Annotated in this window: 20 protein-coding genes; 9 read left to right on the top strand and 11 right to left on the bottom strand. The window is 75.1% G+C overall.

Annotated features, from left to right (window positions below):
* Positions 1-18: 18 nt before the first annotated feature.
* Both ACIOJE_RS29935 and ACIOJE_RS29930 read right to left on the bottom strand, forming a co-directional pair.
* Positions 19-756: an MgtC/SapB family protein gene (locus ACIOJE_RS29935; RefSeq protein ID WP_400780377.1), complete on the bottom strand. Its 738-nt coding sequence runs from the start codon at positions 754-756 to the stop codon at positions 19-21.
* Between the two features lie 198 nt (positions 757-954).
* Positions 955-1,614: a ScbR family autoregulator-binding transcription factor gene (locus ACIOJE_RS29930; RefSeq protein ID WP_400675916.1), complete on the bottom strand. Its 660-nt coding sequence runs from the start codon at positions 1,612-1,614 to the stop codon at positions 955-957.
* 110 nt (positions 1,615-1,724) lie between these two features.
* On the opposite strand from ACIOJE_RS29930, the gene ACIOJE_RS29925 reads away from it, so the two are divergent.
* Both ACIOJE_RS29925 and ACIOJE_RS29920 read left to right on the top strand, forming a co-directional pair.
* Positions 1,725-2,648 (top strand): ScbA/BarX family gamma-butyrolactone biosynthesis protein, encoded by a 924-nt coding sequence (locus ACIOJE_RS29925; RefSeq protein ID WP_400780374.1) that lies wholly within the window; start codon positions 1,725-1,727, stop codon positions 2,646-2,648.
* Between the two features lie 244 nt (positions 2,649-2,892).
* A complete protein-coding gene (locus ACIOJE_RS29920; RefSeq protein WP_280684189.1) occupies positions 2,893-3,585 on the top strand; it encodes an HAD family phosphatase in 693 nt (230 codons plus the stop codon).
* A gap of 166 nt (positions 3,586-3,751) precedes the next feature.
* On the opposite strand, the gene ACIOJE_RS29915 is transcribed toward ACIOJE_RS29920, so the two are convergent.
* From ACIOJE_RS29915 to ACIOJE_RS29905, 3 genes are all read right to left on the bottom strand, one after another.
* Positions 3,752-4,492, bottom strand: coding sequence for a DAK2 domain-containing protein (locus tag ACIOJE_RS29915; protein WP_400780370.1), 741 nt, complete (start codon positions 4,490-4,492; stop codon positions 3,752-3,754).
* Positions 4,489-5,526: a dihydroxyacetone kinase subunit DhaK gene (locus ACIOJE_RS29910; protein ID WP_400780368.1), complete on the bottom strand. Its 1,038-nt coding sequence runs from the start codon at positions 5,524-5,526 to the stop codon at positions 4,489-4,491. Before ACIOJE_RS29910 ends, ACIOJE_RS29915 begins: the two co-directional genes overlap by 4 nt.
* A gap of 486 nt (positions 5,527-6,012) precedes the next feature.
* Complete coding sequence (locus ACIOJE_RS29905; protein ID WP_400675956.1) at positions 6,013-6,540, bottom strand: NUDIX hydrolase family protein; 528 nt, start codon at positions 6,538-6,540, stop codon at positions 6,013-6,015.
* 370 nt (positions 6,541-6,910) lie between these two features.
* On the opposite strand from ACIOJE_RS29905, the gene ACIOJE_RS29900 reads away from it, so the two are divergent.
* The 4 genes from ACIOJE_RS29900 (at position 6,911) to ACIOJE_RS29885 (ending at position 11,471) form a co-directional block, all read left to right on the top strand.
* Positions 6,911-7,729 carry an AfsR/SARP family transcriptional regulator gene (locus ACIOJE_RS29900; protein ID WP_280684194.1) on the top strand — a complete coding sequence of 273 codons (819 nt, stop codon included), beginning with the start codon at positions 6,911-6,913 and terminating at the stop codon, positions 7,727-7,729.
* A 33-nt stretch (positions 7,730-7,762) separates the two neighbouring features.
* The gene (locus ACIOJE_RS29895) at positions 7,763-8,551 is read left to right on the top strand and encodes an SDR family NAD(P)-dependent oxidoreductase (protein WP_280684196.1); all 789 of its coding nucleotides are present in this window, start codon (positions 7,763-7,765) and stop codon (positions 8,549-8,551) included.
* A gap of 62 nt (positions 8,552-8,613) precedes the next feature.
* A complete protein-coding gene (locus ACIOJE_RS29890; RefSeq protein ID WP_400780363.1) occupies positions 8,614-11,004 on the top strand; it encodes a condensation domain-containing protein in 2,391 nt (796 codons plus the stop codon).
* A gap of 8 nt (positions 11,005-11,012) precedes the next feature.
* Complete coding sequence (locus tag ACIOJE_RS29885; RefSeq protein WP_280684199.1) at positions 11,013-11,471, top strand: SRPBCC family protein; 459 nt, start codon at positions 11,013-11,015, stop codon at positions 11,469-11,471.
* Here ACIOJE_RS29885 and ACIOJE_RS29880 read toward each other — a convergent pair.
* Positions 11,461-12,312: a hypothetical protein gene (locus ACIOJE_RS29880; protein ID WP_400780359.1), complete on the bottom strand. Its 852-nt coding sequence runs from the start codon at positions 12,310-12,312 to the stop codon at positions 11,461-11,463. The two genes, ACIOJE_RS29885 and ACIOJE_RS29880, sit on opposite strands and share 11 nt — an antisense overlap.
* A 298-nt stretch (positions 12,313-12,610) precedes the next feature.
* On the opposite strand from ACIOJE_RS29880, the gene ACIOJE_RS29875 reads away from it, so the two are divergent.
* Entirely contained in the window at positions 12,611-13,858 is a 1,248-nt protein-coding gene (locus ACIOJE_RS29875) for a cytochrome P450 (protein WP_400780357.1), read from the top strand.
* 42 nt (positions 13,859-13,900) lie between these two features.
* Here the strand turns inward: ACIOJE_RS29875 and ACIOJE_RS29870 are convergent, their stop codons facing one another.
* Positions 13,901-17,107: an ATP-binding protein gene (locus ACIOJE_RS29870; RefSeq protein ID WP_400780354.1), complete on the bottom strand. Its 3,207-nt coding sequence runs from the start codon at positions 17,105-17,107 to the stop codon at positions 13,901-13,903.
* Positions 17,108-17,187: 80 nt separating this feature from the next.
* Entirely contained in the window at positions 17,188-17,511 is a 324-nt protein-coding gene (locus ACIOJE_RS29865; RefSeq protein WP_280684207.1) for a DUF6191 domain-containing protein, read from the bottom strand.
* A 96-nt stretch (positions 17,512-17,607) separates the two neighbouring features.
* On the opposite strand from ACIOJE_RS29865, the gene ACIOJE_RS29860 reads away from it, so the two are divergent.
* On the top strand, positions 17,608-17,787 hold the full coding sequence (locus ACIOJE_RS29860; RefSeq protein WP_400780350.1) for a hypothetical protein: 180 nt from the start codon (positions 17,608-17,610) through the stop codon (positions 17,785-17,787).
* A 79-nt stretch (positions 17,788-17,866) separates the two neighbouring features.
* Here the strand turns inward: ACIOJE_RS29860 and ACIOJE_RS29855 are convergent, their stop codons facing one another.
* Both ACIOJE_RS29855 and ACIOJE_RS29850 read right to left on the bottom strand, forming a co-directional pair.
* Positions 17,867-19,921, bottom strand: a complete 2,055-nt coding sequence (locus ACIOJE_RS29855) for a transglycosylase domain-containing protein (protein WP_400780348.1) — start codon at positions 19,919-19,921, stop codon at positions 17,867-17,869.
* Positions 19,922-20,077: 156 nt separating this feature from the next.
* Positions 20,078-21,724 (bottom strand): FAD-dependent monooxygenase, encoded by a 1,647-nt coding sequence (locus ACIOJE_RS29850; RefSeq protein ID WP_400780346.1) that lies wholly within the window; start codon positions 21,722-21,724, stop codon positions 20,078-20,080.
* A 77-nt stretch (positions 21,725-21,801) separates the two neighbouring features.
* Here ACIOJE_RS29850 and ACIOJE_RS29845 point away from each other — a divergent pair, with 77 nt between their 5' ends.
* A complete protein-coding gene (locus ACIOJE_RS29845) occupies positions 21,802-22,344 on the top strand; it encodes a CGNR zinc finger domain-containing protein (protein ID WP_400780344.1) in 543 nt (180 codons plus the stop codon).
* Positions 22,345-22,532: 188 nt separating this feature from the next.
* On the opposite strand, the gene ACIOJE_RS29840 is transcribed toward ACIOJE_RS29845, so the two are convergent.
* The gene (locus ACIOJE_RS29840; RefSeq protein ID WP_400780420.1) at positions 22,533-22,790 is read right to left on the bottom strand and encodes a rhodanese-like domain-containing protein; all 258 of its coding nucleotides are present in this window, start codon (positions 22,788-22,790) and stop codon (positions 22,533-22,535) included.
* Positions 22,791-22,802 lie beyond the last annotated feature (12 nt).

Here is a 22,802-nt window from a genome sequence, read left to right as displayed (position 1 = left end):
CCGGTCCGCCCCGCGGCGTCACTCCTCGTCGGACCGGCCGCGGATGCAGGTGAGCACTCCGGCCACCGAGGCGATCTGCGCGGTGAGCCCGCCGGCGTCGCCCTGTCCCTGGACGGACAGGGCGACCTCGACGGGCTTCTCGGCGGCCTCGCCGGAGAGTTCCCCGGCCACGCCGGACAGCGTGCGCAGTTCGAGGACGGCGAAGCCCGCCCGGGTGCACTGGTCCAGCACCTCCCGCAGCACCTCCTGGCCGGGGCGGTAGATGATCCGGTACGAGACCGCGGCCCGGCGCAGCGCGGGCAGCCGGTTCAGCAACGGCCTTATCGCGTAGGACACGACGAAGTACGCCGCGACGGTCAGCGCCGCGAGCAGCGGCAGGCCCGCGGCCGCGGCGGCGCCCACGGCCGCCGTGAGCCAGATCGTGGCCGCCGTCGTCAGCCCCTGGACCCAGCCCCGGTGCACGAAGATCACACCGGCGCCGATGAAGCCGAGCCCCGACACGATCTGCGCGGCCATCCGCGAGGGGTCCAGCTCGACCGTGCCCGTGTGCACGACGTCGGTGAAGCCGTACTTGCTCACCAGGGTGAACAGCGCCGCGCCGGCGCCGACGGTCGTGTAGGTCCGCAGCCCGGCGGCCTTGTGGCGGAGCTGCCGCTCGACTCCGATCAGGCCGGAGAGCAGGAAGGCGAGCAGGAACTCCAGGACCTGGACCCACCCCTGCCCGCTCGGCCCGCTCGCCCACTGAACCGGTGCCATACTCCTGACGCCCCCTTCCCGCCGTGCTGTCGACGGTGCCGGCGGCCGTCCCCCGCCCGGGGCGTGGCGCCGTCGTGCCGCCGGCCCCGGGACGTGGTGGCGCGATGCCTGCCCATGCTAGCGACGCCGGGCGGATCGGCCCTCTCCCGGGAGTCCGCGGGGGTCGATTCCGCGTCAATCCCGGCATCGATCCCCGCGTCAATCCCCCGCGCTGCCCGGCCGGTTGGTGCGGCAGGCCCGCCCGGGCCGCACCACGGCGAGGAGGGCGGCGGGGTCGGGGTGCTTCTGCAGACCCGGCAGCAGCAGGTGCCACAGGTCCGCCAGGCGGTCCTCGATGCTGAGCCGTCCGTCGATCGCGTCGGAGACGGTGTGCAGCCCGAAGAAGGCGCAGATCACGCCGTGGGCCGCGGTCGCCGGGTCGACGCGGGCGGCGAGTTCGCCCTCGGCGCCCGCGCGTTCGAGCAGGGAGCGGACGGTGTCGATCCATCCCACGAAGGGCACCGGGAGGTCGGCGTCGATGGCCGCGCGCTCGGACCAGAGCCGGGCGCCGGCCCTGACCACGACGTCGTCGCGGAAGGCCCGCGCCACCGCGAAGCTCAGCCGGACGAGTTGCTCCAGCGCGGGCGCCGGGGTGCCGGTGTGGCGCGCGACGAGCTCCGGCCACGAGGCGAAGTGCGCCTCGATGACGGTACGGGCCAGGTTCTCCTTGCTGGTGTAGTGGAAGTAGATGGCGCCGCTCGTCCGTCCCGAGGCCGCGCTGATGTCACTGATGCTCGTGCCCGCGTATCCGCGTTCGTCGAACATCCGAGCAGCTGATTCGAGGACAGACCTCCGAGTCGTCTCAGCTCGATTCTGCAAGCGCCTCTGCCTTTTCAAGATCACCCGGTTTTGCACGCACTGTAGTGATCCCGGGCGGGAACGCCAACTGACGACATGCGAACCCAGCAGGATTGATATTTTCTGTATATATGAAGATGCTGGATTTCCCTGCTTCCCCGGCGGCCCGGCATCCCGCCCGACCGCTCAGCTGGTCCCGCACGGTTCCCCGCGAACTGGTGCACCGCGCCGCCGTGGCGGAGGTGCTGCTGACCGACGTCCGGGCCCGGGGCGGCGGCCGCTTCGAGGCGGCGGCCCAGTGGCCCCGCTCCCATCCCACCTTCCCGCGCGGACGCGGCGAGCGGCACGACCCGCTGATCGCCGTCGAGACCGCGCGCCAGCTGGGCATCTACCTGCCGCTGTGTCACTACGGCGTACCGCGGGACACCCACCTCTTGATCACCGACGTGTCCTGCCGGGTCGATCCGGCGGCCGAGCCGAGGGGCGACGGCCCGGCGACGGTGCTCTGCCGGGCCGAGGTGCACGGCCTTCGGACTTCGGCCGAAAACCACCGGCCCACGGGGATGCGGCTGCGGGTGGACTGCTACGCGAGGGGCGCGCTCTTCGCCCGGATCGAGGGCGGGACGCGCTTCGTGGACCGGCTCGCCTACCCGACCCTGCGCGGCGCCGGTACCGCCCGGACACCCGGCGACGCCGGCCCGCCGCCCGACCCGCCGTCGCCGGAGGAGGTCGGGGTCGCACTGCCCTCCGATGTCGTGGTGGCCCGCGCGGACGACACGGTCCTGGTCTGCCCGGGCGATCCGGGGCACCCCTTCTTCTTTGACCACCCGTCCGACCACCTGCCCGGCATGGTGCTGCTGGAGGCGGCCCGGCAGGCCGCGGTGCTGCGCAGCGCAGGACGGCTGTCCCGCCCGGTCGCGTACCGGATGAGAGCGCTGCGGTTCACCGAGTTCGCCCCCCTCGCGGTCGTGGAAATCACCGAGTACGAGCATTTGTGCGTTTTTCATATTCGCCAGGGTGGCCATATCACCGCAGCAGGGGTGCTCGGCTACTGAAGTAAAGACCTGACAAATATCGCGCCATCAAGTTTGACTGCGAAACATATCGATCGTAACGTAGCGATCGTTATGTTCCGGGTCGTTTTCTCCGGCCCGGATGCCGAGGCGCGTCGTTCTGCCGCGCTCCCGACTCCGGCCCCGGGCGGGTCGCGGCCGACCCCGCCCCCACGCCGTGGTCGTCTCCCGTCCGGACGCGCGCTCGGTGAATCCCACAAGCCAATCCCATCTGAAGGGCGTAGGCATGACCGTGGAGAGCATCAACGACTGGACCCCTGCAGCCGTCGTCTTCGACTGCGACGGCACGCTCATGGACACCGAGTCGCACTGGCACGGAGCCCGTGCGGAGGTGCTGCGGGACTTCGGCATCGCGGCCGGACCGGACTTCACCGCGCGCGCGGCCGGGCTGCACTACTCGGACTGCGGGCGGCTGATGGCCGAGACCGCCGGCGATCCCGCGCTGGCGCCGGAGATGACCGACCGACTGCTGGTCAGCTTCCGGGCGCTGGTCGACGCCGACCCGACCCCCATGCCGGGCGCGGCCGAACTGGTCGGCCGGCTCAGCGGGTTCCTCCCGCTGGCGGTCGCCAGCAACTGCCCCCGCGACGTGATCGAGGCCGGGCTCGACGGCGCCGGGCTGCTCCGGTACTTCGAGCACATCGTGGTCCCGGCGGACGGGCTGGCGCCCAAGCCGGAGCCGGACGTCTACCTGACCGCCGCCCGGCTCTGCGGCGCCGAGCCCACCGACTGCCTGGCCGTGGAGGACACCTACTGCGGCATCCGCTCGGCCGTCCAGGCGGGGCTGCGGGTCGTCGGCGTCGGACCGCACCCGTCGGCCGAGGCGCGGGAGGCGGTCGACCTGTGGGTCGCCACCCTGGACGAGCCGGGGCTGCTCGACTGGGCCCGGCGCCGGAGCGCTCTCGCCCTCACCGGCTGAGCACCACCCGGGCCGAAGCCGGGCACCGTACGGCCGGGCCGGGCGGTCACGGACCCGGCGATCACGGGCCCCACGGCCACGGGCCCGGCCGTCGACAGCCCGGCGCTTGCGGGCGCGGCCGTCAAAGGCCCGGCGGTCACGGGCCCGGCCGTCAAAGGCCGGGCGGTCACGGGCCCGCGGGGGCCGGTTCGGGGCCCCACAGCGGATCGGGTCCGCCGGCCGGGGCCTCGGTGGGTGCGGTGTCGTCGAGCAGTACGACGTCCAGCGTCCGCGGCACCTCGCCGGCCGAGGCGAAGAGCAGCGCGATGCCCACGGCACCCGGGTCGGGGACCCCCGAGGCCCGTTCCCCGAGGTAGCTGGCCCGACCGCGGCGGGCCCGCAGCGCCCTGGTCCGGCGGACGCCCCCGGCCGCCGCGGCGGCGGCCATCGCGAGGCAGTCGTCCGGTCGGGCCCCGGGAGCGCAACCGCGCAGGGCCAGCGCGGCCGGGTGCAGGGCATCGACGAGTGTCTTGTCACCCGGCCGCGCCTCCCCCACCCGTTGGACGGCCTCCAGCGCCGCCGTCACGCCTCGGGCCAGGGCCGGGCCGGTCAGCGGGCCGGTGCCGGCGGCCGCCGCCAGTTCCTGGAGCACCAGGCCGAAGAGCGGCCCGCTCGTCCCGCCGACCTCGTCCAGGAACGCGCCCGCCGCCGCGGCCAGCGGTACGGCCGCGGCCTGACGCCCCGGCGGCAGCCGGTCCAGCGCGGCCAGCGCGCACCGGACGCCGGTGAGCAGGTTGACCCCGAAATCGCCGTCCCCCGCGGCCTGGTCGAACCGGGTGAGCTCCTCCTCGGTGGCGGCGACGGCCTCGGCGAACCGCCGCATCCAGCCGGCCGTGAAGACACCGTCGAATGCCTTTGTGCCCGTCATCTCCTGACCTCCTGGTGACCGGGGGCCGGCGCCGACTCCGCGACCGGCCAAGCCGCCGTGTACGCGGGGGCGTCGAGCAGCGCGAGCGTCTGTTCGTCGGCGGCGAGCAGGGTGATCGAGAACCCCCGCATGTCGAGCGCGGTGACGTAGTCGCCCACCAGGGCGCGCTCCAGGCGGCGTCCGCCCGTGTCCAGGACGGCGGCCAGTTCGTTCAGGACCGCGTACAGCTCCAGGCTGGTCGTCGCCCCCAGGCCGTTCACCAGCGCGACGAGGGGGGCCCGCGCCGGCCGCAGCGACTCCAGCAGGCGCAGCGCCATCCGCCCCACCAGGACGCCCAGCGGCTCGCGCTCCAGGGAGAGTTCGGCCCGTTCACCGTGGATGCCGACACCGAACTCGACCAGGTGCTCCAGCACGTCGAAGGCCGGCCGACCGGTGGCCGGGGAGGTGTGCGCGGCGCCGGCCACCGCGATGCTGCGGCACCGTCCGGCCAACGCGCTTCCCAGCGAGGCGAGTTCCGACAGGCCGAGCCCTCGGTCGGCGGCCGCCCCGAGGATCTTCTGCACCAGGACGGTGGCCGCCGTCCCGCGCCGGCCGGCGGCGACGGACTCGGAGTCGGAGGCGAGGTCGTCGTCCACCAGGACTCTGGCGCACGGTATGCCCTGGCGGTGCAGCCGTTCGGCCGCGATGCCGAAGTTGATCCGGTCGCCGGTGTAGTTCTTCACGATGTGCAGGACGCCGTCCTCGCCGGCGACCGCGCGCGAGGCCTCGAAGATCTGCCGGTTGTGCGGCGAGGCGAAGATCCGGCCCGGGCAGGCGGCGTCCAGCATGCCCCGGCCGACGAATCCGACGTGCATCGGCTCGTGCCCCGAGCCTCCGCCGGAGAGCAGTCCGACCCGGCGCCCGGGCGCCCGGTCACGGGCCCGGACGAAGCCGAGGTCGGGGTCGTGGACGACGAGCGATGGGTGGGCCCGGGCGAATCCGGCGAGTGCGCTCGCCACCAGGGCGTCCTGATCGGTTTCGAGGTAAGGGGCCACGTCCGGCTCCGCTCGGTAGGGCGGCCCCGCTGCGCGCGACCGCCGATCACGTTCACCCATGCTTGGGCAGACACCCGCGCGCGGCAACCCGCGCGCGGCGACCCGCGAGGGCTCGGGACGGCCGCCCGGCGCGCGGTTCGGGGCCTGCGGGACGTCGGTGCCCCGGCGGGTCCGGGCGCCCACCCGGGTGATGCCACGCACCCGCCGTCCGGCCGCGCCTGCGCCGGCGGTTTCACCCGCCCGCCCGGGATCCCCCGGCGCCCGGGCCCGCATCCGATCCTGCGCACCCCACAGCGGCCGGATTCTATCGGGACGTCCGACAGTCCGCTTGACGTCGCCCGGCCTTCCCGGCAGGTCCGACCGTCACCCGATCGAGTGGGCCGTCATCGCCGAGCCGACGCCGGTCGGCGGGGACGCGCGCCCGGAGCCGACCGACCTGCGGAGCCCGGTCGGCCCGCACCTCGCCGGGTGCAGGCCGACCGGGTCTCAGGCCAGGCAGCCGACGTGCGCCAGGGCCCGCTTGAGCAGCACACCCTGGCCGCCGGGCATGTCCTGCTGCACCAGCGGCGAGGCGGCCTCCTCCGGGCTGAACCAGACCAGGTCGAGCGCGTCCTGGCGCGGCCGGCAGTCGCCGGCCACCGGCACGACGTAGGCCAGGGAGACCGCGTGCTGCCTCGGGTCGTGGAACTCCGTGATGCCCAGGGTCGGGAAGTACTCGGCGACCGTGAACGGCTGCAGCGAGGCGGGGATCCGGGGCAGCGCCACCGGACCGAGGTCCTTCTCCAGGTGCCGCAGCAGGGCGTCGCGGATCCGCTCGTGGTGCAGCACCCGGCCGGACACCAGGGTGCGGCTGACCGTCCCGTCCGGCCCGATGCGCAGCAGGAGGCCGATCTCGGTGACCTCGCCGGCGTCGTCGACGCGCACCGGCACCGCCTCCACGTACAGGATCGGCATCCTGGCCCGCGTGGTCTCGAGTTCCTCGGGAGCGAGCCAACCCGGCGTGGTTTCCGTCATGTCAGACATTCGCCGATCGTACGTTCCCCGGCCCCGTCCGCGCCGGGCGCCCCGCCTGTCACGGCGGCGGGAACCGCCCGGTCGCAGCGCCCGGTGCCCGGCGTCCCGTCCGAAGACCCGTACCCGGAACCGGAACCGGCCCGCCCGGCGGGACACCCGCGGTCCGCGACGGCGCCCCGCCGCACCGGCCTGCCCGGAAGCCCCCACCAGAGCGCCCGGAACCGCGCTCGACGGGCACTTGAGGAATCCGCCCCCCACCCGTTGACGCAACTAGGGTGCGACGCGTCCGCCCCACCATCCCCCTGACCCGAACAAGCGGCCGAACGCCGCCCACCCGAGCAGACGTCACGCGCACGAGAGGAGAACCGCCATGCACCTCAAGGTCCTCGGCCCCCTCACCGCCGACCTCAACGGCATCTCCGTCGTCCCCACCGCCGCCAAGCAGCGCCAGATCCTGGCCCTGCTCGCGCTCTACCCGAACCGCATCCTGCCCACCGCCACCCTGATCGAGGAGATCTGGGGCGACAACCCGCCCAGACAGGCGCTCACCACCATGCAGACGTACATCCTGCAGCTGCGCCGCCGGATCACCCAGGGCCTCGGGCCGACCCCGCACATCACCGCCAAGGACATCCTGACCACCCGTCACGGCGGCTACCAGCTCACCACGCACCCGGACAACCTCGACGTCCACACCTACAGCCTGCTCACCACCCAGGGGCAGCACGCCTTCAACCACGGCCACGACCACCAGGCCGCCACCCACTTCCGGCAGGCCCTCGCGCTCTGGCACGGCCCCGCGCTGGTCGACGTGCGGCCCGGACCGATCCTCGCCATCGAGATCATGCGCCTGGAGGAGAGCCGGCTGATCACCCTGGAACGCCGGATCGACACCGACCTGCGGCTCGGCCGGCACAACGAGCTCATCCCCGAGCTCACCCACCTCACCCACCAGCACCCGCACCACGAGGGCCTGCACGCCCAGGCCATGGTCGCGCTCTACCGGGCCGGCCGGCAGACCACCGCCCTGACCACCTACCACCACCTGCGCCACCGCCTCACCACCGAGCTCGGCATCCAGCCCTCCCCGCACCTGCAACACCTGCACCACGCGATCCTCACCCTCGACCCCACGCTCAACACCCCGACCACGGCGCACCCGACCACCTACAACCTGTACCCGGCCTGAGCTCCCACCCCGCCCTCACCCCCAGGACCCGTCATGACCACCGCACCCGAGAAACCCCTGGCCCTGATCACCGGCGGAACCCGCGGGATCGGCCTCGCCATCGCCCGCGAGCTCGGCAGCCGCGGCCACCGGATCTTCATCTGCGCACGCACCGGCCACGACATCACCCAGGCCCTGGCCACCCTGCGTGGGGAGGGCCACCAGGCCGACGGCACCACCTGCGACGTGCGCGACCCCACCCAGGTCAGCGCGCTGATCCGGCACGTGGTGGCCGAGCACGGCCCGATCACCGTGCTGGTCAACAACGCCGGCCGCACCGGCGGCGGGCCGACCGCCACCACCACGGACGACCTCTGGTACGACGTCATCGACACCAACCTGAACGCCGTCTTCCTGGTCACCCGGGAGACCCTCAAGCACGGCCGGATCACCGGCACCGCGCACCCGCGGATCATCAACATCGCGTCCACCGCCGGGAAGCAGGCCGTCACCTTCGGCGCCCCGTACACCGCGAGCAAGCACGCCGTGATCGGCTTCACCCGGGCGCTGGCCAAGGAACTGGCCCCGACCGGAACCACCGTCAACGCCATCTGCCCGGGCTACGTGCACACCCCGCACACCACCCGGATCCACCACGAGTACGCCACCGCCTACAACACCACCCCCGAGACCATCCACCAGCACTTCCAGACGCACATCCCGCTCGGCCGCTACACCACCCCCGAGGAGGTCGCCTCGCTGGCCGGCTACCTCACCTCCCCGACCGCCGCCAGCATCACCGCGCAGGCACTGAACGTCTGCGGCGGCCTCGCCACCCAGTAACCCCGGCGCAACCCTGGCCGGCCCACGGGAAGGAACCGGGCTCCGGTGCCCGCTGATCAGCGATGACGAACCGTCACTTCTCCAGCGCACCCGTCACCCTGCTGGTGGCCGGCGCCACGTCGCCCGAGCCCTGTCTGCCCGCCGCCCGCCCGCCGAGACGGCTCGACACGGGGGCGGTCAGCGCCGCGCTGGCCCGCACCGCGCCCCGCCGGCAGCGGTCGTCGCCGCCGCGCGGGGGCGGACGGCTCCCGGAGTTCCTGCTGGTCGAACTCCACGGCGGGTACGAGGCCGAGGTGCTGCGCGCCGCGCTGCGCGCCGTCCTGCCGCCCGACGAGACCGACGCCGGGTTGCCGGGCAGGATGCCGGACGGGTCGCCGGGCGGGATGCCGGGCGGGATGCCGGGCAGTTCTCCGGACGGGGTACCGGACGGGTCGGAGCCGCTCTGGGAGCGGGCGGTGGACGGCCCCGACGGGCTCGACCGGGTGCTGGCCGAACTCGGACGCGCCCTGACCGCCGGAGCGCGGCTGCGGGCCGTCCTGGCCGAGGACCGCCGGAGCGGGCTCCGCCGCCTGTTCGTCGGGCTCGCCGCCGGTCCCACCGCGCGCGCCGCCGAGCTGCTGGAGCGGCTGCGGGAGGCACTGGCGCACCCGCCGGAGCCCGTGACGGTGCCCACCAGCGCGCTGCAACGGGAGATGCTGCGCCAGGTGATCGGGCGCGCCGACCACGGCGGACGGCACATCGAGCAGCTGTCCTGGAACTGGCACGGGCCGCTGGACACCGGGCGGTTCACCGCCGCCTGGCAGTCCGTGTTCGACCACGAGACGGTGCTGCGCGCCGCCTTCGACTGGGACGACACCGCCGGCGACGGCGGCGACCCCTGGACGGTGCTGCACGAACGGGCCGTCCCCGAGGTGACCCGCCACCCGCACGGCGCGGTCGGCTGGGACGACCTGCTGGAGGCCGACCGGCTGCGCGGCTTCGACCTGCGCCGGCCCGCCCTGCTGCGTGCCACCCTGCTCGACTCCGGCCCGCAGGACGCGGACGACCTGCCCGCCACCCGGGTGCTGCTCACCTACCACCACGCGATGCTGGACGGCTGGAGCGTGCGCCTGCTCCTGCAGGCCTTCTACCGCGCCTACCTGACCGGCGGCGTCCTGCCCGGTGGCGAGCGCCGCCCCGACGTCCGCGACCACGCCCGCTGGCTCGCCGCCCAGGGAAGCGACGCCGCACGGGAGTTCTGGGCCACCCGGACCGCCGCCCGCGCCGTCCTGCCACTCGCCCCCGACCCCGCCCGGCGCGGCAGCGGACGCGCCCGGCGCCGGCTCACCCCGCACGAGGCGGTCCGGCTGCGCGGCTGGGCGGCAGCCCGGGGGGCGGGCGAGAGCAGCGCGCTGCAGGCCGCCTGGGCGCTGCTGCTGTACCGCGCCGCGCAGGCGCCCGAGCAGCGCCGACCGGCCCGGGCGGTGCGGGTCGGCTTCGCGGTCACGGTCTCCGGCCGGGGCATCCCGCTGGACGGCATCGACCGGCTGCCCGGGGCGCTGCGCAACCCGCTGCCGATCTCCGTCCGGGTGCACCCGAGCACGACGGTGCCCCAGCTGCTCGCGGCGCTGCGCGACGAGGTGCTCGACCTCGCCGCGTACGAGTGGGTCTCCCCCGGGCAGGCGCACCGCTGGAGTGCCACCCCGCGCGGGCAGCGCCCGCACAGCCTGGTCGTCCTGGAGCACCAGCCGACCGCGCCGCACCACCTGCGGCTGGAGACCGACCTGGCCGCGCACGGCATCCACGTGGAGAGCCCCGTCCCGGCTGGCACCTTCACCGCGTACCCGATCACACTGGCGGCCCACTACGACGCCACCGGCGGGCTGGTCCTCACCACCACCCACGACCGCGCCCTGCTGACCGACCAGGACGCCGTCGAACTCCTCAGCCAGAGCGCCCGCCTGCTGCGCACCTTCCCCGACCTGCCGAACGGCCTCAGCACCTCCGAGGTGCTGCGCTCCACCCTGGCCGGGCACCCAGCGCCCCGCCCCGGCGGGCCCGCCGACCACCCGCCGGGCCCGGACCCGGCGGAGCGGGGCCCGGCCGTCCGGCTGGAGGTACTGCGCCGGGCCGTCCGCCCGGGCGCGGGCTGGGTCCTGCTGCTGCCCCCGCCCGACGCCCCGCACACCCGCTACCCGGGCACCGCGCGCGGCTGGCCCGGCCCGCAGGCCCTCGGTGTGCTCCGCCCGGCCTCCGGCCCGCCGTCGCCGGGCGCCTACCGCCCGGTGCTCGCCCCGCTGCTGGAGTCCCTGGCCCCGGTCGCGCTGGTCGCCGCACCCGGCAGCGGCGTCACCGCCTACGAGGTCGCCCGGCTCGGCCCGCCGGCCCGCCCGCCCGTGGTCGTGCTGCTCCCCGAGGAGGCCGGGCCCTCCGACCTCTTCGCCCTGGCCCCCCTGCTGGCGGACCCGCCCTAAGCTGAGGCATGGCCCGCTTCGTCCTGACCCGCCGTTCGCCGCTGCCCCCGGCCGTCTGCTGGGAGCGGCTGACCGCCTGGCCGCGGCACGGCGAGCGGGTGCCGTTCACCCGGGTCTCGGTGGCCCGGGGCACCGGCCGGCGGGCGGGGGACGCCATCCTGGCCCGGACCGCCCTCGGGCCGTTCCGGTTCGACGACCCGATGGAGCTCGTCGAGCTGACCGCCCCGGCGGCCGGGCGCGACGGGCTGTGCCGCCTGGAGAAGCGGGGCCGGCCGGTCCTCGGCTGGGCCGAACTCCGGGTGCGCGCCCCGGACGGCGCGGCCGTCGGGACGGAGGTGAGCTGGACGGAGGAGATCCGGATCGCGGGCCTGCCGGGGTGCTTCGACCCGGTCGTGGCCCGCGCCGGACGGCTGGTCTTCGGCCGAGTGCTGGACCGCCTCCTGGGCCCGGGACCGCCTACGCCGTGACGCCGCACCAGGCCCGGTACTGCTGGCGGACGTACCCGCGCGGGTCGTCGTCGGCCGTGACCCGGTCGTGCTCCGCGAGCCGGTGGGCCGTCACGACGGCCCCGGCCACCTGCTCCGGATCGGCGTCGCCGCCCCGGAGCGCGACCCGGTCGCACATCGCGGCCCGGCGCAGCAGGAACTCGCGGCGCAGCCGGGGCGAGGCCGTGGCGATCCGGCGCTGCGCGTCGAGGTGCCGGCGCTCGTCCTCGATGCCCGGGGCGTCGGCGTAGGCCTGCCCGGGCGCGGGGACGGGGCCGGTCGGCACCCGCGGGGCGGGCTGGTCCGGGAGCGGTGGCAGGCCGTGGGCGGCGAGGACGGCGTCGGCGAACTCGGGCCGGTCGACGGGCAGGCCCCGCCGCCCGAACAGGGCGAACAGCTCGGCGAGGGCACGGGGTTCGGTGCCGCGCGGCCGGTCGTCCCCGGTGAGCGGGAGTCGGCCCAGGAACGGCCCCCAGTGCCGCCCGCGCGGCTCGGCCAGGCGTAGCCGCAGGGTGACCCGGTGCGCACCGGTCTCGGCCTCCTCGTCGAACTCCATGGCCAGGCCCCGGATCTCCGGCCAGCCGTAGCCGCGCCGGACCAACAGCCGTACCAGGGTGAGGCCGGTGTCGTCCGCCTGGAGCCGACAGCTGCGCGGTCCACCGAGGGCCGCACCCGCGACGATCGCGGCGGCGATCAGCAGGCACCCCCCGGTGCCGACGGCGCCGGTCTCGCCGAGTGCGATCACGGTCACCAGGGCCAGCACGCAGCCGAGGCCGACGGCGTCCCCCCGCCGCCGCATGAACGCCAGCCGTACCGTGGTCATCCCGCTCCCCCTTCCGGTGCGCGCTCCCACGATCCCCACCCGCCCGCCGCCCGGGCAAGCGCGGGGCGGCAGCTGTGACGGCCCTGTGACGCCCGCCGGTGGCTCCTGGGGTGTCTCACCGCCCCCTCATGCTGCGGACCAGGGTGCGGGCGGCCTGCGGCCAGTGGGGGTGGTCGAATGCGCAGCGCCGCCCAGCTGGAGGTGGGCGTGAAACCGCGCTGAAACCGGGGTGAAGGCGGGCTCCGGCAGAGTCCGGGCCGTCGGAGCACGCAAGCCCGTCGCGAGAGGAACCGAGGCCATGAACACCACCACCGTCCACCTCAGCCCCGAGCAGGTCGAGAACCCGGTCGGCGCCTACGCCGGGTTCCGCCGGCAGGCCGAACTGCCCCAGGTCGTGCTGCCCGGACTGGAGACCCCGGTCCGCCTGGTCACCCGCTACGCCGACGTCAAGGCCGCGCTCACCGAGCCCCGGCTGGTCCGGGACCGCACCACCATCGCCGCCGCCCAGGCGGAGTCGGACCCGCAGGACGAGCTGATGGCCACCGTGTTCGGAGCCTTCCCGGCCGAGTACGCCAAGTACCTCTCCGGCCACCTCGCCCTCTTCGACGGCGCCGAGCACGCCCGCCGCCGGGCCCCGCTGACCCGCGCCTTCAGCACCCGCCGGATCGCCGCGCTCCGCGGCTTCGTCGAGCGCACCGCCGCCGACCTGCTCGCCGAGCTCGCCGCCAAGGACGAACCGGCCGACCTGCTCGGCGAGTTCGCCTACCCGCTGACCACCCACCTGATCTGCGAACTGGTCGGCGTCGAGGAGGCCGACCGGCCCCGGGTCCGCGCCTGGATCCGCGACTTCGCGTTCGGCGACGGCAGCCGGATGGCCGAAGGGCTGATCGGCATCGTCGACCACGTGAAGGAGCTGGTCGCCCGCCGCCGGGCCGAGCCCACCGAGGACCTGGTCTCCGCACTCGTGCACGACACCCGCGAGGGCGAGGAGCCGCTGGACGGGGACGACCTGGTCTCCGTCGTCGTGCTGCTGGTCAACACCGGCATCACGCCGCCCGCGCTGTTCCTCGCCCACGGCCTGCTCGCCCTGTTCGACCACCCGGACCAGCTGGCCCGGCTGCGCGCCGAGCCACAGCTGCTGGAGCGGGCCGTCCCAGAGCTGCTCCGCTACGTCACCATGGTCCGGATCGGCGCCACCCTGTACGCCACCGAGGACTTCGAGTTCGCCGGGACGGCGCTGCGCACCGGCGACCCGGTGACCGTCGCCCTGCTCGCGGCCGACCACGACCCGCAGGAGTACGGCGAGTCCGCCGGACGGCTCGACATCGCCCGCGAGTTCGGGCGCGGCGACGGCCACCTGGCGTTCGGCCACGGCGCCCACTACTGCCTGGGCGCGGCGCTCGGACGGCTGGTCACCTCGGTGGTGCTGGACCAGGTGCTGATCCGGCGCCCCGGCGCGGCGCTCGGCGCCGGCCGGGACGAGCTGGAGTTCGGCCACTGGCCGGCCGACGGCTTCCACCTGCTGCGGCTGCCGGTACGGCTCTGACCCCCGTCAGACGCCGTCTCCTCGTCAGACGCCGGCTCCTCGTCAGGCGCCGACCAGGGCCAGCGCCTCCGCCGCCAGGGCCGCCCGGTCGAGGCCCGCGTACCGGGCGACCGCCCGCTGGTACTCCCCCGGGTCGGCCTCCTCGGCGGCGCGCCGGGCCGCGACGGACCCCATGGTCGGCTGGAAACTGCGCAGGCACCGGAACCGCTCGGCCAGCGCGACCAGCCGCACCCCGGTCGCGGTCGGCTCCGCCGTCCCGGTCCGGGCGCCCCGGTCGAGTCCGGCCAGGCCGAGCGCCAGCAGCAGCGCCCCGGCGACCGGCACGTCCACCAGCGGCGCCGCCGGCTGCTGCTCCGGGGCCGGGGCGTCCGCGGGCCGCAGCAGCCCGGTGAGCCGGTCCGGGAGGGCGGCGGCCAGCGGCTCGACCAGGTCGAGGCATCCGCCGCGGGCGTGCGCGGCCACGCAGACGGCCTCCAGCTCCAGCTCCCAGGACCGGTCGGCGGCCGACTCGGCGCCGCCGGCGAGCAGGCCTGCGGCCCGGCGCCACAGCGCCAGGCCGGCCGCCGTCTCACCCCGGGCGAGCGCGATCTCGGCCCGCACCCCGAGCTCCGGGGAGAGCAGGTCGACGGCGTCGTCCGGGCGGTGCCGCACGGCCAGCTCCAGCCAGTGCTCGGCGCCGTCCAGATCCCCCGCCTGCAGGCTGCCGAGCACCATGCCCCAGCGCAGGCCCAGCATGTCGTTCCAGTCACCGAGTTCGTCCAGCGCGCCCATCGCCTCGCGCAGCAGCGGCAACGCCCGCGCACCCTGTTCGCTCTGCAGGTACAGCTCGCCGAGCCGGGACAGCGCCATCACCCGCAGCCAGGGCACCGGCAGCGGACCGAACACCGCCAGCATCCGGCGCGCCGAGGCGATCGCCCGTTCCACCTCGTGCGCGCCCTCCCAGCGGTAGCCGGCCACCGCCTCGGCGACGCCCGCGAGCAGCGGCTCGGGCGCGGCGCACAGCGCGTCCAGCCGGGTCCGGTCCGGGCCGAGCACCTCGGGGACGGCCGCCATCACGGCCGCGATCGCCCGCACCGGGGTGCCGGGGGCGGCCGGCGGCAGCCGCCGCAGGGTGGCGAGCAGGCGCAGCGGCCCGGTGCTCGGGCCGAGGCCGCTGCCGGCCGTGAGCAGGGTGTTGACGGTGCTCAGCGCGGCGAGGGTGCGCACCGCTCCGACGAGGTCGGGCCCGGGCCGCAGCCGGGAGACCGGGCCGCCGGTGTCCTCGGCCAGGGCCACCAGCCGGACGTAGTTGCCCTCGGTGGTCCACAGCGCGGCGAGCACGGCGGCGGTGGCGACGGTCGTCGGCGCGTCCCCGGCGGAGAGGGCCAGCCGCAGTGCGCGGACCAGGTTGTCCTGCTCGGCCCGGACCAGCCGCCAGGTGGCGGCCGCGCCGGGGCCGAACGGCCCGTCGTGGTGGGCGAGGCCGAACTCCCGGGCCCAGGACAGGAAGCGGACGGCGACCTGCTCGTCCTCCCCGGCCCGGGTGCGGTGGACGGCGCCGAACTCCCGAACCGTCTCCAGCATCCGGAACCGGCCGCCGGTCGGGGTGTCGGCCAGCCTCAGCAGCGACTGGTCGACCAGGTCTTCCAGGAGGGCCAGCACGTCGGGGCCGGCGAAGGAGTCGGGGCCGGCGAAAGGGTCGGGGCCGTCGAAGGGGTCCGGGCCGCCCAGCAGGTGTTCGGCCGCCTCCGCGGTGAAGCCGCCGGGGAAGACGGACAGGGCGCGCAGCGCCGCCCGGCCCTGCGGTTCGAGCAGGTTCCAGCTCCAGTCGACGACCGCCTGCAGGGTGCGGTGGCGCTGCGGCGCGTCCCGGGCCCCGCCGCGCAGCAGGGCGAACCGGTCCGCGAGCCGTCCGGCGATCTCGGCCGCCGACATCACCCGCACCCGGGCCGCGGCCAGTTCCACCGCGAGTGGCAGGCCGTCCAGCCGGTCGCACAGCTCCGCGACCGGCCCGGCGGGCAGGTCGACGCCGGGCCGGGCCGCACGGGCCCGCTGGGTGAACAGCTCGACGGTGGTGGCCTGGTCCAACTCCGGCAGCAGGTAGACGGATTCGGCGGAGATGGCGAGCGGCGCGCGGCTGGTGGTGAGCACCCGCAGGTCGCGGGAGGCGCCGACCAGCGCATGGACGAGCTCGGCCACGCCGCGCACCACCTGCTCGCAGTTGTCCAGGACGAGCAGGGCGGGCCCGGGGCCGAGGGCGGCGGCGATCCCGGCCGACGGCTCGGGCACCGGGGCCACCCCGAGGGCCGCGGCGACCTCCCCGGCCACATCCGCGTCGGCGGCGACACCGGCGAGCTCCACCAGGTACACCAGCCGCTGTGGCGCGTTCCGGGCCACGGCGGCGGCCAGCCGGGTCTTGCCGAGCCCGCCGGGGCCCACCACCGAGACGACCCGGGAGCCGTCCAACAGCCGTGCCACGGCGGCGAGGTCGGTGGCCCGGCCGAGCAGCGCGTTCGGCTCGTGCGGCACCCCGCGCCGCACCGGGGCCGCCTCGCCACGCAGCAACTCCTGGTGCAGGGCGCGCAGATGCGGGCCCGGGTCGGTGCCGAGCGCGTCCCGCAGCCCGCGACGGTAGTCGTCGTACCGGGCCAGTGCGGCGGCCGATCCGACGGTGCGGGCCTCGCAACGCAGCAGTTCCAGCAGCAGTTCCTCGTCCCTGGGCTGCCCGGCGAACAGGGCGGCGAGCGCTTCGGCGGCCTCCGCGTGGCGCCCGGTCCTGGCCAGCGCGAGTGCCCGGGCCCGGGTGAGCGCCCGGTGGGTGACGGCCCGTTCGGCCCGCAGCGCGGCCACCGGGTCCGCGTCGGCCGGCTCCGAGGGCCCTGCGCCGTCCCAGAGATCGAGCCCCGCCTCGGCCTCGGCGAGCGCCCCCGCGTGGTCCCCGGCCCGCGCCTTCTCGGCGCACGCGGCCGCGTGCAGCAGCACGGCGGAGGCGTCGACCTGTTCCTCACCGAGCCCCAGCCGGTACCCGGTCGGCGTGCTGACGATCAGGTCGGCCCCGAGCCTCGCCCGCGCCCGCGACACCAGGACCTGCAGCGCCTTCCCGGGCCTCTCCGGCTGCTCCTCCGGCCACAGCCCCTCGACCAACCGCCCGCTGCTGCTCCCGCCCCGCACCTCCCCCGCCAACAGCGCCAGCAACCCACGCACCCCCGGCGCGGTGATCTCCTGCCCCCGGCAGGAGACCGTCGACAGCATCGTCAACTCGATCGTCACCACAGCAGGCTAGGGCCTTGCGAAAGTGGATCTCGTGTCGGGCGGGATCACGCACGGCTTGGCGGTGCGGTGCGGTGCGTCTACCTTCGCTTGCCAATGACGGCGGTGCCGTTGCCCAAGTCGACGCCTACGCGGGGCGGGGCGCCGGCCTGGTCATCGTCCCGCAGGACCAGTTGAGCCTGTCGCTGCTCGATCTGCACGCGTTTGTTGGCGTTGAAGAAGGCGTGCAACTCCTCGGTAGCGGTGGCGCCGAGGCCGAGCCCGCTGCCTGGCCTGCGGGCGGTCAGGCGGCGGCAGAGCCAGCCCGGGCGGCCGGATCGCAGGACCATCTGCCGGACCGAAGCCAGTGTGAACGGAACGATCACCAGTAGTGCCATGAACAACAGACCCGCCATCATCACCATGCTGACCGAACGTCCAAGCGGTACAAGCCCGTTCCAGACCTGCCGCCGCCAGATACGGCGGCGCCGGTCAAAGCCACGACGTTCGCCGGGTGGGCGATGGCGTCCACCCGACAGACCGGCTGCAAGGTGAACCTCAGGGCGGCGGGGCCCTCCGATGAGATGGTCGCGCTGATGAAGACCGGCCAGTACGACACCGACAAGGCCGCCCCCGCGCGGACCTCCTGGGCGACGGTGTCCCGCGTCCTCCGCGAGCCGCTGGAGGGGCACGGTCCCTGACGATCACCGCCAGGTGCCGGGGCCACGCCGGATTCCAGCGGTGTGGCCCCGGGCCCGGTGGGCCGCGCGGGCCGTCCCGTCAGGGGAGTTGTACCGGGGTGAAGGTGCCGGCCGGGGTGCCGGCGAGGGCGCCGTCCATGGCGTCGCGCCAGATCGGGCCGGCCAGGGTGCCGCCGAAGGCCTGGCCCACGACCGTGCCGCCGATGCGCTGGCCGTCCAGGGGCTTGGGGTTGTCGGTGTCGCTGACGACGGTGGCGCCGGCCATCTCGGGGGTGTAGCCGACGAACCAGACCTGGCGGCTCGCGTCGGTGGTGCCGGTCTTGCCGGCGCTGTCGCGGCTGGTGAGGCCGGCGGTCTGGCCCGTGCCGTCCTCGACGACGCCCTTGAGCATCGCGGTGACGGTGTCGGCGGTGGTGGGTGACATCACGGCGGAGCAGTTCGCCTGCGGCACCGCCAGTTGCCTGCCGTCGGGGCCGGTCACCGAGGCGACGGCGGTCGGCGCGCAGTAGGTGCCGTGGGCGGCGAAGGCCGCGTAGACGCCCGCCATCTCCAGCGGGGTCAGGTCGTTGCTGCCGAGCGTCATCGACGGGACGACCTGGAGCTTCTCGCCGCCCGCCTGCTCGGTGATGCCGAGCTTGTCGGTCATCCGGGCGACGTTGCACAGCCCGGCGTCGGCCTCCAGCTTCGCGAAGTAGGTGTTGACCGACTGTGCCATGGCCGTCTTCATGTCGAACTGGCCGGTGAGGCTCTGGCTGTCGTTGTGCACCTGCCCGGAGGAGGGGAACCGGCCGCCCGAGCAGTCCGTCATCGCCGGCCACGGGATGCTGTAGTCGGTGGTGTAGCTCTGGCCCGGCGAGATCCCGTTCTCCAGGGCCGCCGCGGCGACGATCGGCTTGAACGTCGAGCCGGTCGGGAAGCCGAGCCCGCCGCCCATGGCCTTGCCGACGTTGTAGTTGATCTGGGTCTGATGCTGCTTGTCGTCGACGCCGTACGGGCGGCTCTGGCCCATCGCCAGGATCCTGCCGGTGCCCGGCTCGACGACGCTCATCGCGGTCGCGGCCTGGTCGCCGGCGTTCACGTGGCCGGTGACGGAGGCGTAGAGCGCCGCCTGGGCCTTGGGGTCGAGCGTGGTGTGGATCTGCAGGCCGCCGCGCTTCCACACCGCCTGCCGTTCGGCCGCCGACTTGCCGAAGGCCGGATCGGTGAGCACCGTCTGGCGCACGTAGTCGCAGAAGAAGCCCTCGCCCTGCTTGGCCAGGATGCAGCCCTGCTGCGGCGCCTGGACGTTCAGTCCCAGCGGGGTCGCGATGGCCTGCTGGGCCTGCTCCTTGGTGATGTGCCCGTACTCGGCCATCTTGCGCAGCACGGTGTCGCGCCGGTCCTTCGCCGCGGTCGGGTTGACCGTCGGGTCGTAGCCGGTGGGCGACTGCACCAGGCCGGCCAGCATCGCGGCCTGCGGCAGGGTGAGGTCCTTGGCGTGCACCCCGAAGTAGCGCCGCGCGGCCGACTCGATGCCGTAGGCCTTCTCGCCGAAGAAGGTGATGTTCAGGTAGTTGGTGAGGATCTGGTCCTTGCTCAGGGTCTCCTCGACCTTGATCGCGTACTTCAGCTCCTGGATCTTGCGGCCGATCGTCTGCCGCTGCGCCTCCGCCACCTTCTGCGGGTCGTCGCCCGCCTCGTCGACGAAGACGTTCTTCACGTACTGCTGCGTCAGGGTGGACGCGCCCTGCGCGGTGCCGCCCGAGGTGGCGTTCTTGTCCAGGGCGCGCAGCACGCCCTTGAGGTCGATCGCGCCGTGCTCGTAGAAGCGGTTGTCCTCGATGTCCACGAGTGCGGTCTTCATCAGCGGGGAGATCTGGTCCGCCGGGACCACGGTCCGGTCGCGGTCGTACACCGTGGCGATCGTGCCGCCCTGCGCGTCGAGGATCGTCGAGGCCTGCGACAGCGGCGGCGTCTTGAAGTCGTCGGGCAGGCTCTGGAAGTCGTCGGCCGCCGACTGGGCGCCGAGCCCGGCGGCTGCCACCGCGGGCAGGGCTATCCCCGCCGCCACGATCCCGGCGATCACGCTCACCCCGATCAGCCGCGTCCCGTGCCCCAGTTTCCGCATACCCGTCGCCTCCCGCTTCTGCGCCATGACGTGCGCGACCCTACGTGCACGTCATGAGGAACTCCTTGGGAATTCGGCCCCGCCGTGTCACAGCCGTGTGACAGACCGCCGCCGGTGTTCCCCACCTCCCACGCGGCCCGCTGCGCCCATCCGTCCGGGCGAGGAAGGACCGGGACGCGGGGTTCACCGCCGGGGCGACGGCGACGAGAGGATGCGGCGCAGGGCTGCGAGCAGTTCCGTGTCGTCGGCGGGCGGGCGCGGGGTCTGCCAGGCGATGTGGCCGTCGGGGCGGAGGAGGACCGCGCCGTCGGCCGGGAGGCCGAACAGCCGGGTCCAGTCCGTGCCGTCCGCCCGCTCCGGCTCGCCGGCGGCGGCGATCGGGCGCAGGGCGACGGGCAGGCCGGCCGCCGTGGCGGTGTCCGCCTGCCGCTGCCAGGCCTCGTCGCCGGTGCGGGTGAGCAGGGTGAAGCCGGGGCCGACGAGGTCCAGGGTGGACGAGACCCCGGCGGTTCCGGCCGGTCGCAGGTGCGGGGCGCGGCCGCCGGGCCCGCCGTCGGGGTGTTCGCGAGCCGGGTCCAGCGGCGGGCGGGCGGGGGCCTCGGGGTCGGGGATGACGGCGCTGGAGCGGTAGACCGCGGTGAGCAGCAGTTCGTCGTCGATCCGGTAGCCGGTCCGGGCACGGGAGTTGGCGAGGGACAGGTCGATGACCTGCCGGGCCACCGGGCGGCGTTCGGCCTGGTAGGTGTCCAGCAGCGCCTCGCTGGCCGCCCCGTCGACGACCGCGGCGAGTTTCCAGGCCAGGTTGTCCGCGTCGCCGATGCCGGTGTTCATCCCGTGCCCGCCGGTCGGCGGGATCACGTGGGCCGCGTCACCCGCGATCAGGACCCGTGACCTGCGGTAGGCCTCGGCGAGCCGGGCGTCCAGCCGCCAGGTCAGGGTGTCCCGGACGTCCACCGCCAGCTCGGGCAGGCCGGCGGCGTCCCGGACCAGCCGGGCCAGCCGCCGGTGGTCGCCGCGGAGCTCGTCGATGTCGTCGCGCTCGGGGTCGAAGGGGTGCTGGTAGATCCAGTGCCGGTCGTTGTCGACGGCCAGGAAGCCGCCGCGGCCCGGCGCGGTGAGGAAGTACGACGCGCTGGCCCGGTCGGCCACGACCGCTCCGAGCGGCGCCTCGAAGCGGACGCTGAGGAAGTGGCCCAGGCCCGTCGGACCTTCCATCGCGATCCCGGCGCCGGTACGGACGGTGCTCGCCGCGCCGTCGCAGCCGACCAGCCAGTCGGCGTGCACGATGTGCCGCCCGCCGGTGGCCCGGTCCTCCAGCACCGCGTGCACGCCCGCGCCGTCCGCCCCGTCCGCCCCACCGTCGCCGGCCTCGCCGGCCTCGGTGCCCTCGGTGCCCTCGGTGAAGGAGAACAGCCGGGTGGCGAACCGGACGCCGTCCGGCGCGAGTTGACGGGCGCGGCCCAGCAGCACGGCCTCCAGGGCATCCTGGGAGCAGATCAGTCCCGGCGACGGGGTGCGCTCGGCGCCCTCCTCCGGGGCACCCGCCACTCCGGTGCGGACGAAGTCCGGGTCCACGAGGTCGCGGCCGCGGTAGAAGAAGACGTGCGAGGCCGGGAGCCCCGCCTGCCGGACGTCCGCCTCCAGGCCGAGCCGGCGGAAGACCTCCATCGAACGCGCCGACACGCCACGGGCCTTGGGGTGCCGGGAGGTGCTCGGATGCGCCTCGACGAGCAGGTGCGGCACGCCGTACTCGGACAGCAGGAGCGACATGGTCAGGCCGACCGGGCCCGCGCCGACGATCAGGACGGACGTCGTGGTGGGGAATCGCATGCCACTCCTCCGTAACGTCTACTTTTTGATTTCGACGTTACCATGGGGAGCGCGCAGACGATCAGAAGGGCGAACCCATGACCCAGGACCACGGCGGCGGCAACCCCCGCGGCCTCCACTTCCTCACCGAGCTGGCGAACACCGTCCGCGAGGATCCCGAGGCGAGCGCCGCCGACCTGCAGGCGCTCCTGGAACGCCACGGCGGCCCGGCCTTCCGGCTCACCGACGCCGACGCCCGGGAGCTGCGCCGGGCCACCGCCCACCTGATCGACATCCTCGCCCTCCAGGACGAGGACGCGGCGGCCGAGGCGATCAACGCCCTGCTCGACCGCTACCCCGCCCGCCCCCGCCTCGTCCGCCTCCCCGGCCGCCCGTGGTCGCTGCACACCGAGGCGCCCGCCACCGCCGACCTCACCCACTGGCTGCTCTCCACCTGCGCCCTGGCCCTCGGCCTGTGGCTCGGCGAACGCGGCGGCTGCGCCTGGGGCCGGTGCGCCGCCCCCGGCTGCGACCGCTTCTTCGTCGACACCGGCCGCCGCACCCCGCAGCGCTTCTGCACCCCGCGCTGCGCCACCCGCGTGCGGGTCGCCGCCCACCGGGCCCAGCGGGCCACCGACTGACGACGCGTCTCCACGCACCGCCGCGCGGCCGGTCACTCGGCCTGGGGCCGGTCCTCAAGCCCCCGTCGTCCGCCCCGAGGGCGGGCGGCGGCATGGGGGAGCGTGCATCGCACGGCGGGGGGTCGGGGGTACCTCCCGGCCGAAGGCGGGGGGAGCGTCGGCACACAGCCGGGGCTTGAAGACAGGCCCTACGCCGCCGCCCACGCCGCGTAGCCGCCGAGGAGGTCGCAGACCTGGGCGTGGCCGTGGTGGCGCAGCACGCTCGCGGCGATGGAGGAGCGCAGCCCGCCGGCGCAGTGCAGTACGAGGCGGCGGTCGGTGGGCAGTTCGCCGTGGCGTGCCGGGAGTTCGGCGAGCGGGAGGTGGAGCGAGCCGGGGATGGCGCCGGCCTCGCGCTCCGCGGCGGCGCGGGCGTCGACGACGAGCGACGGCCGCGGGCCGTCCAGGGCCTCGCGCAG

The organism is Kitasatospora sp. NPDC087861 (genome assembly GCF_044742585.1).
In the GTDB taxonomy this organism is placed as follows: Bacteria; Actinomycetota; Actinomycetes; order Streptomycetales; family Streptomycetaceae; genus Kitasatospora.
This window is presented reverse-complemented; position numbering and strand designations above follow the sequence as displayed.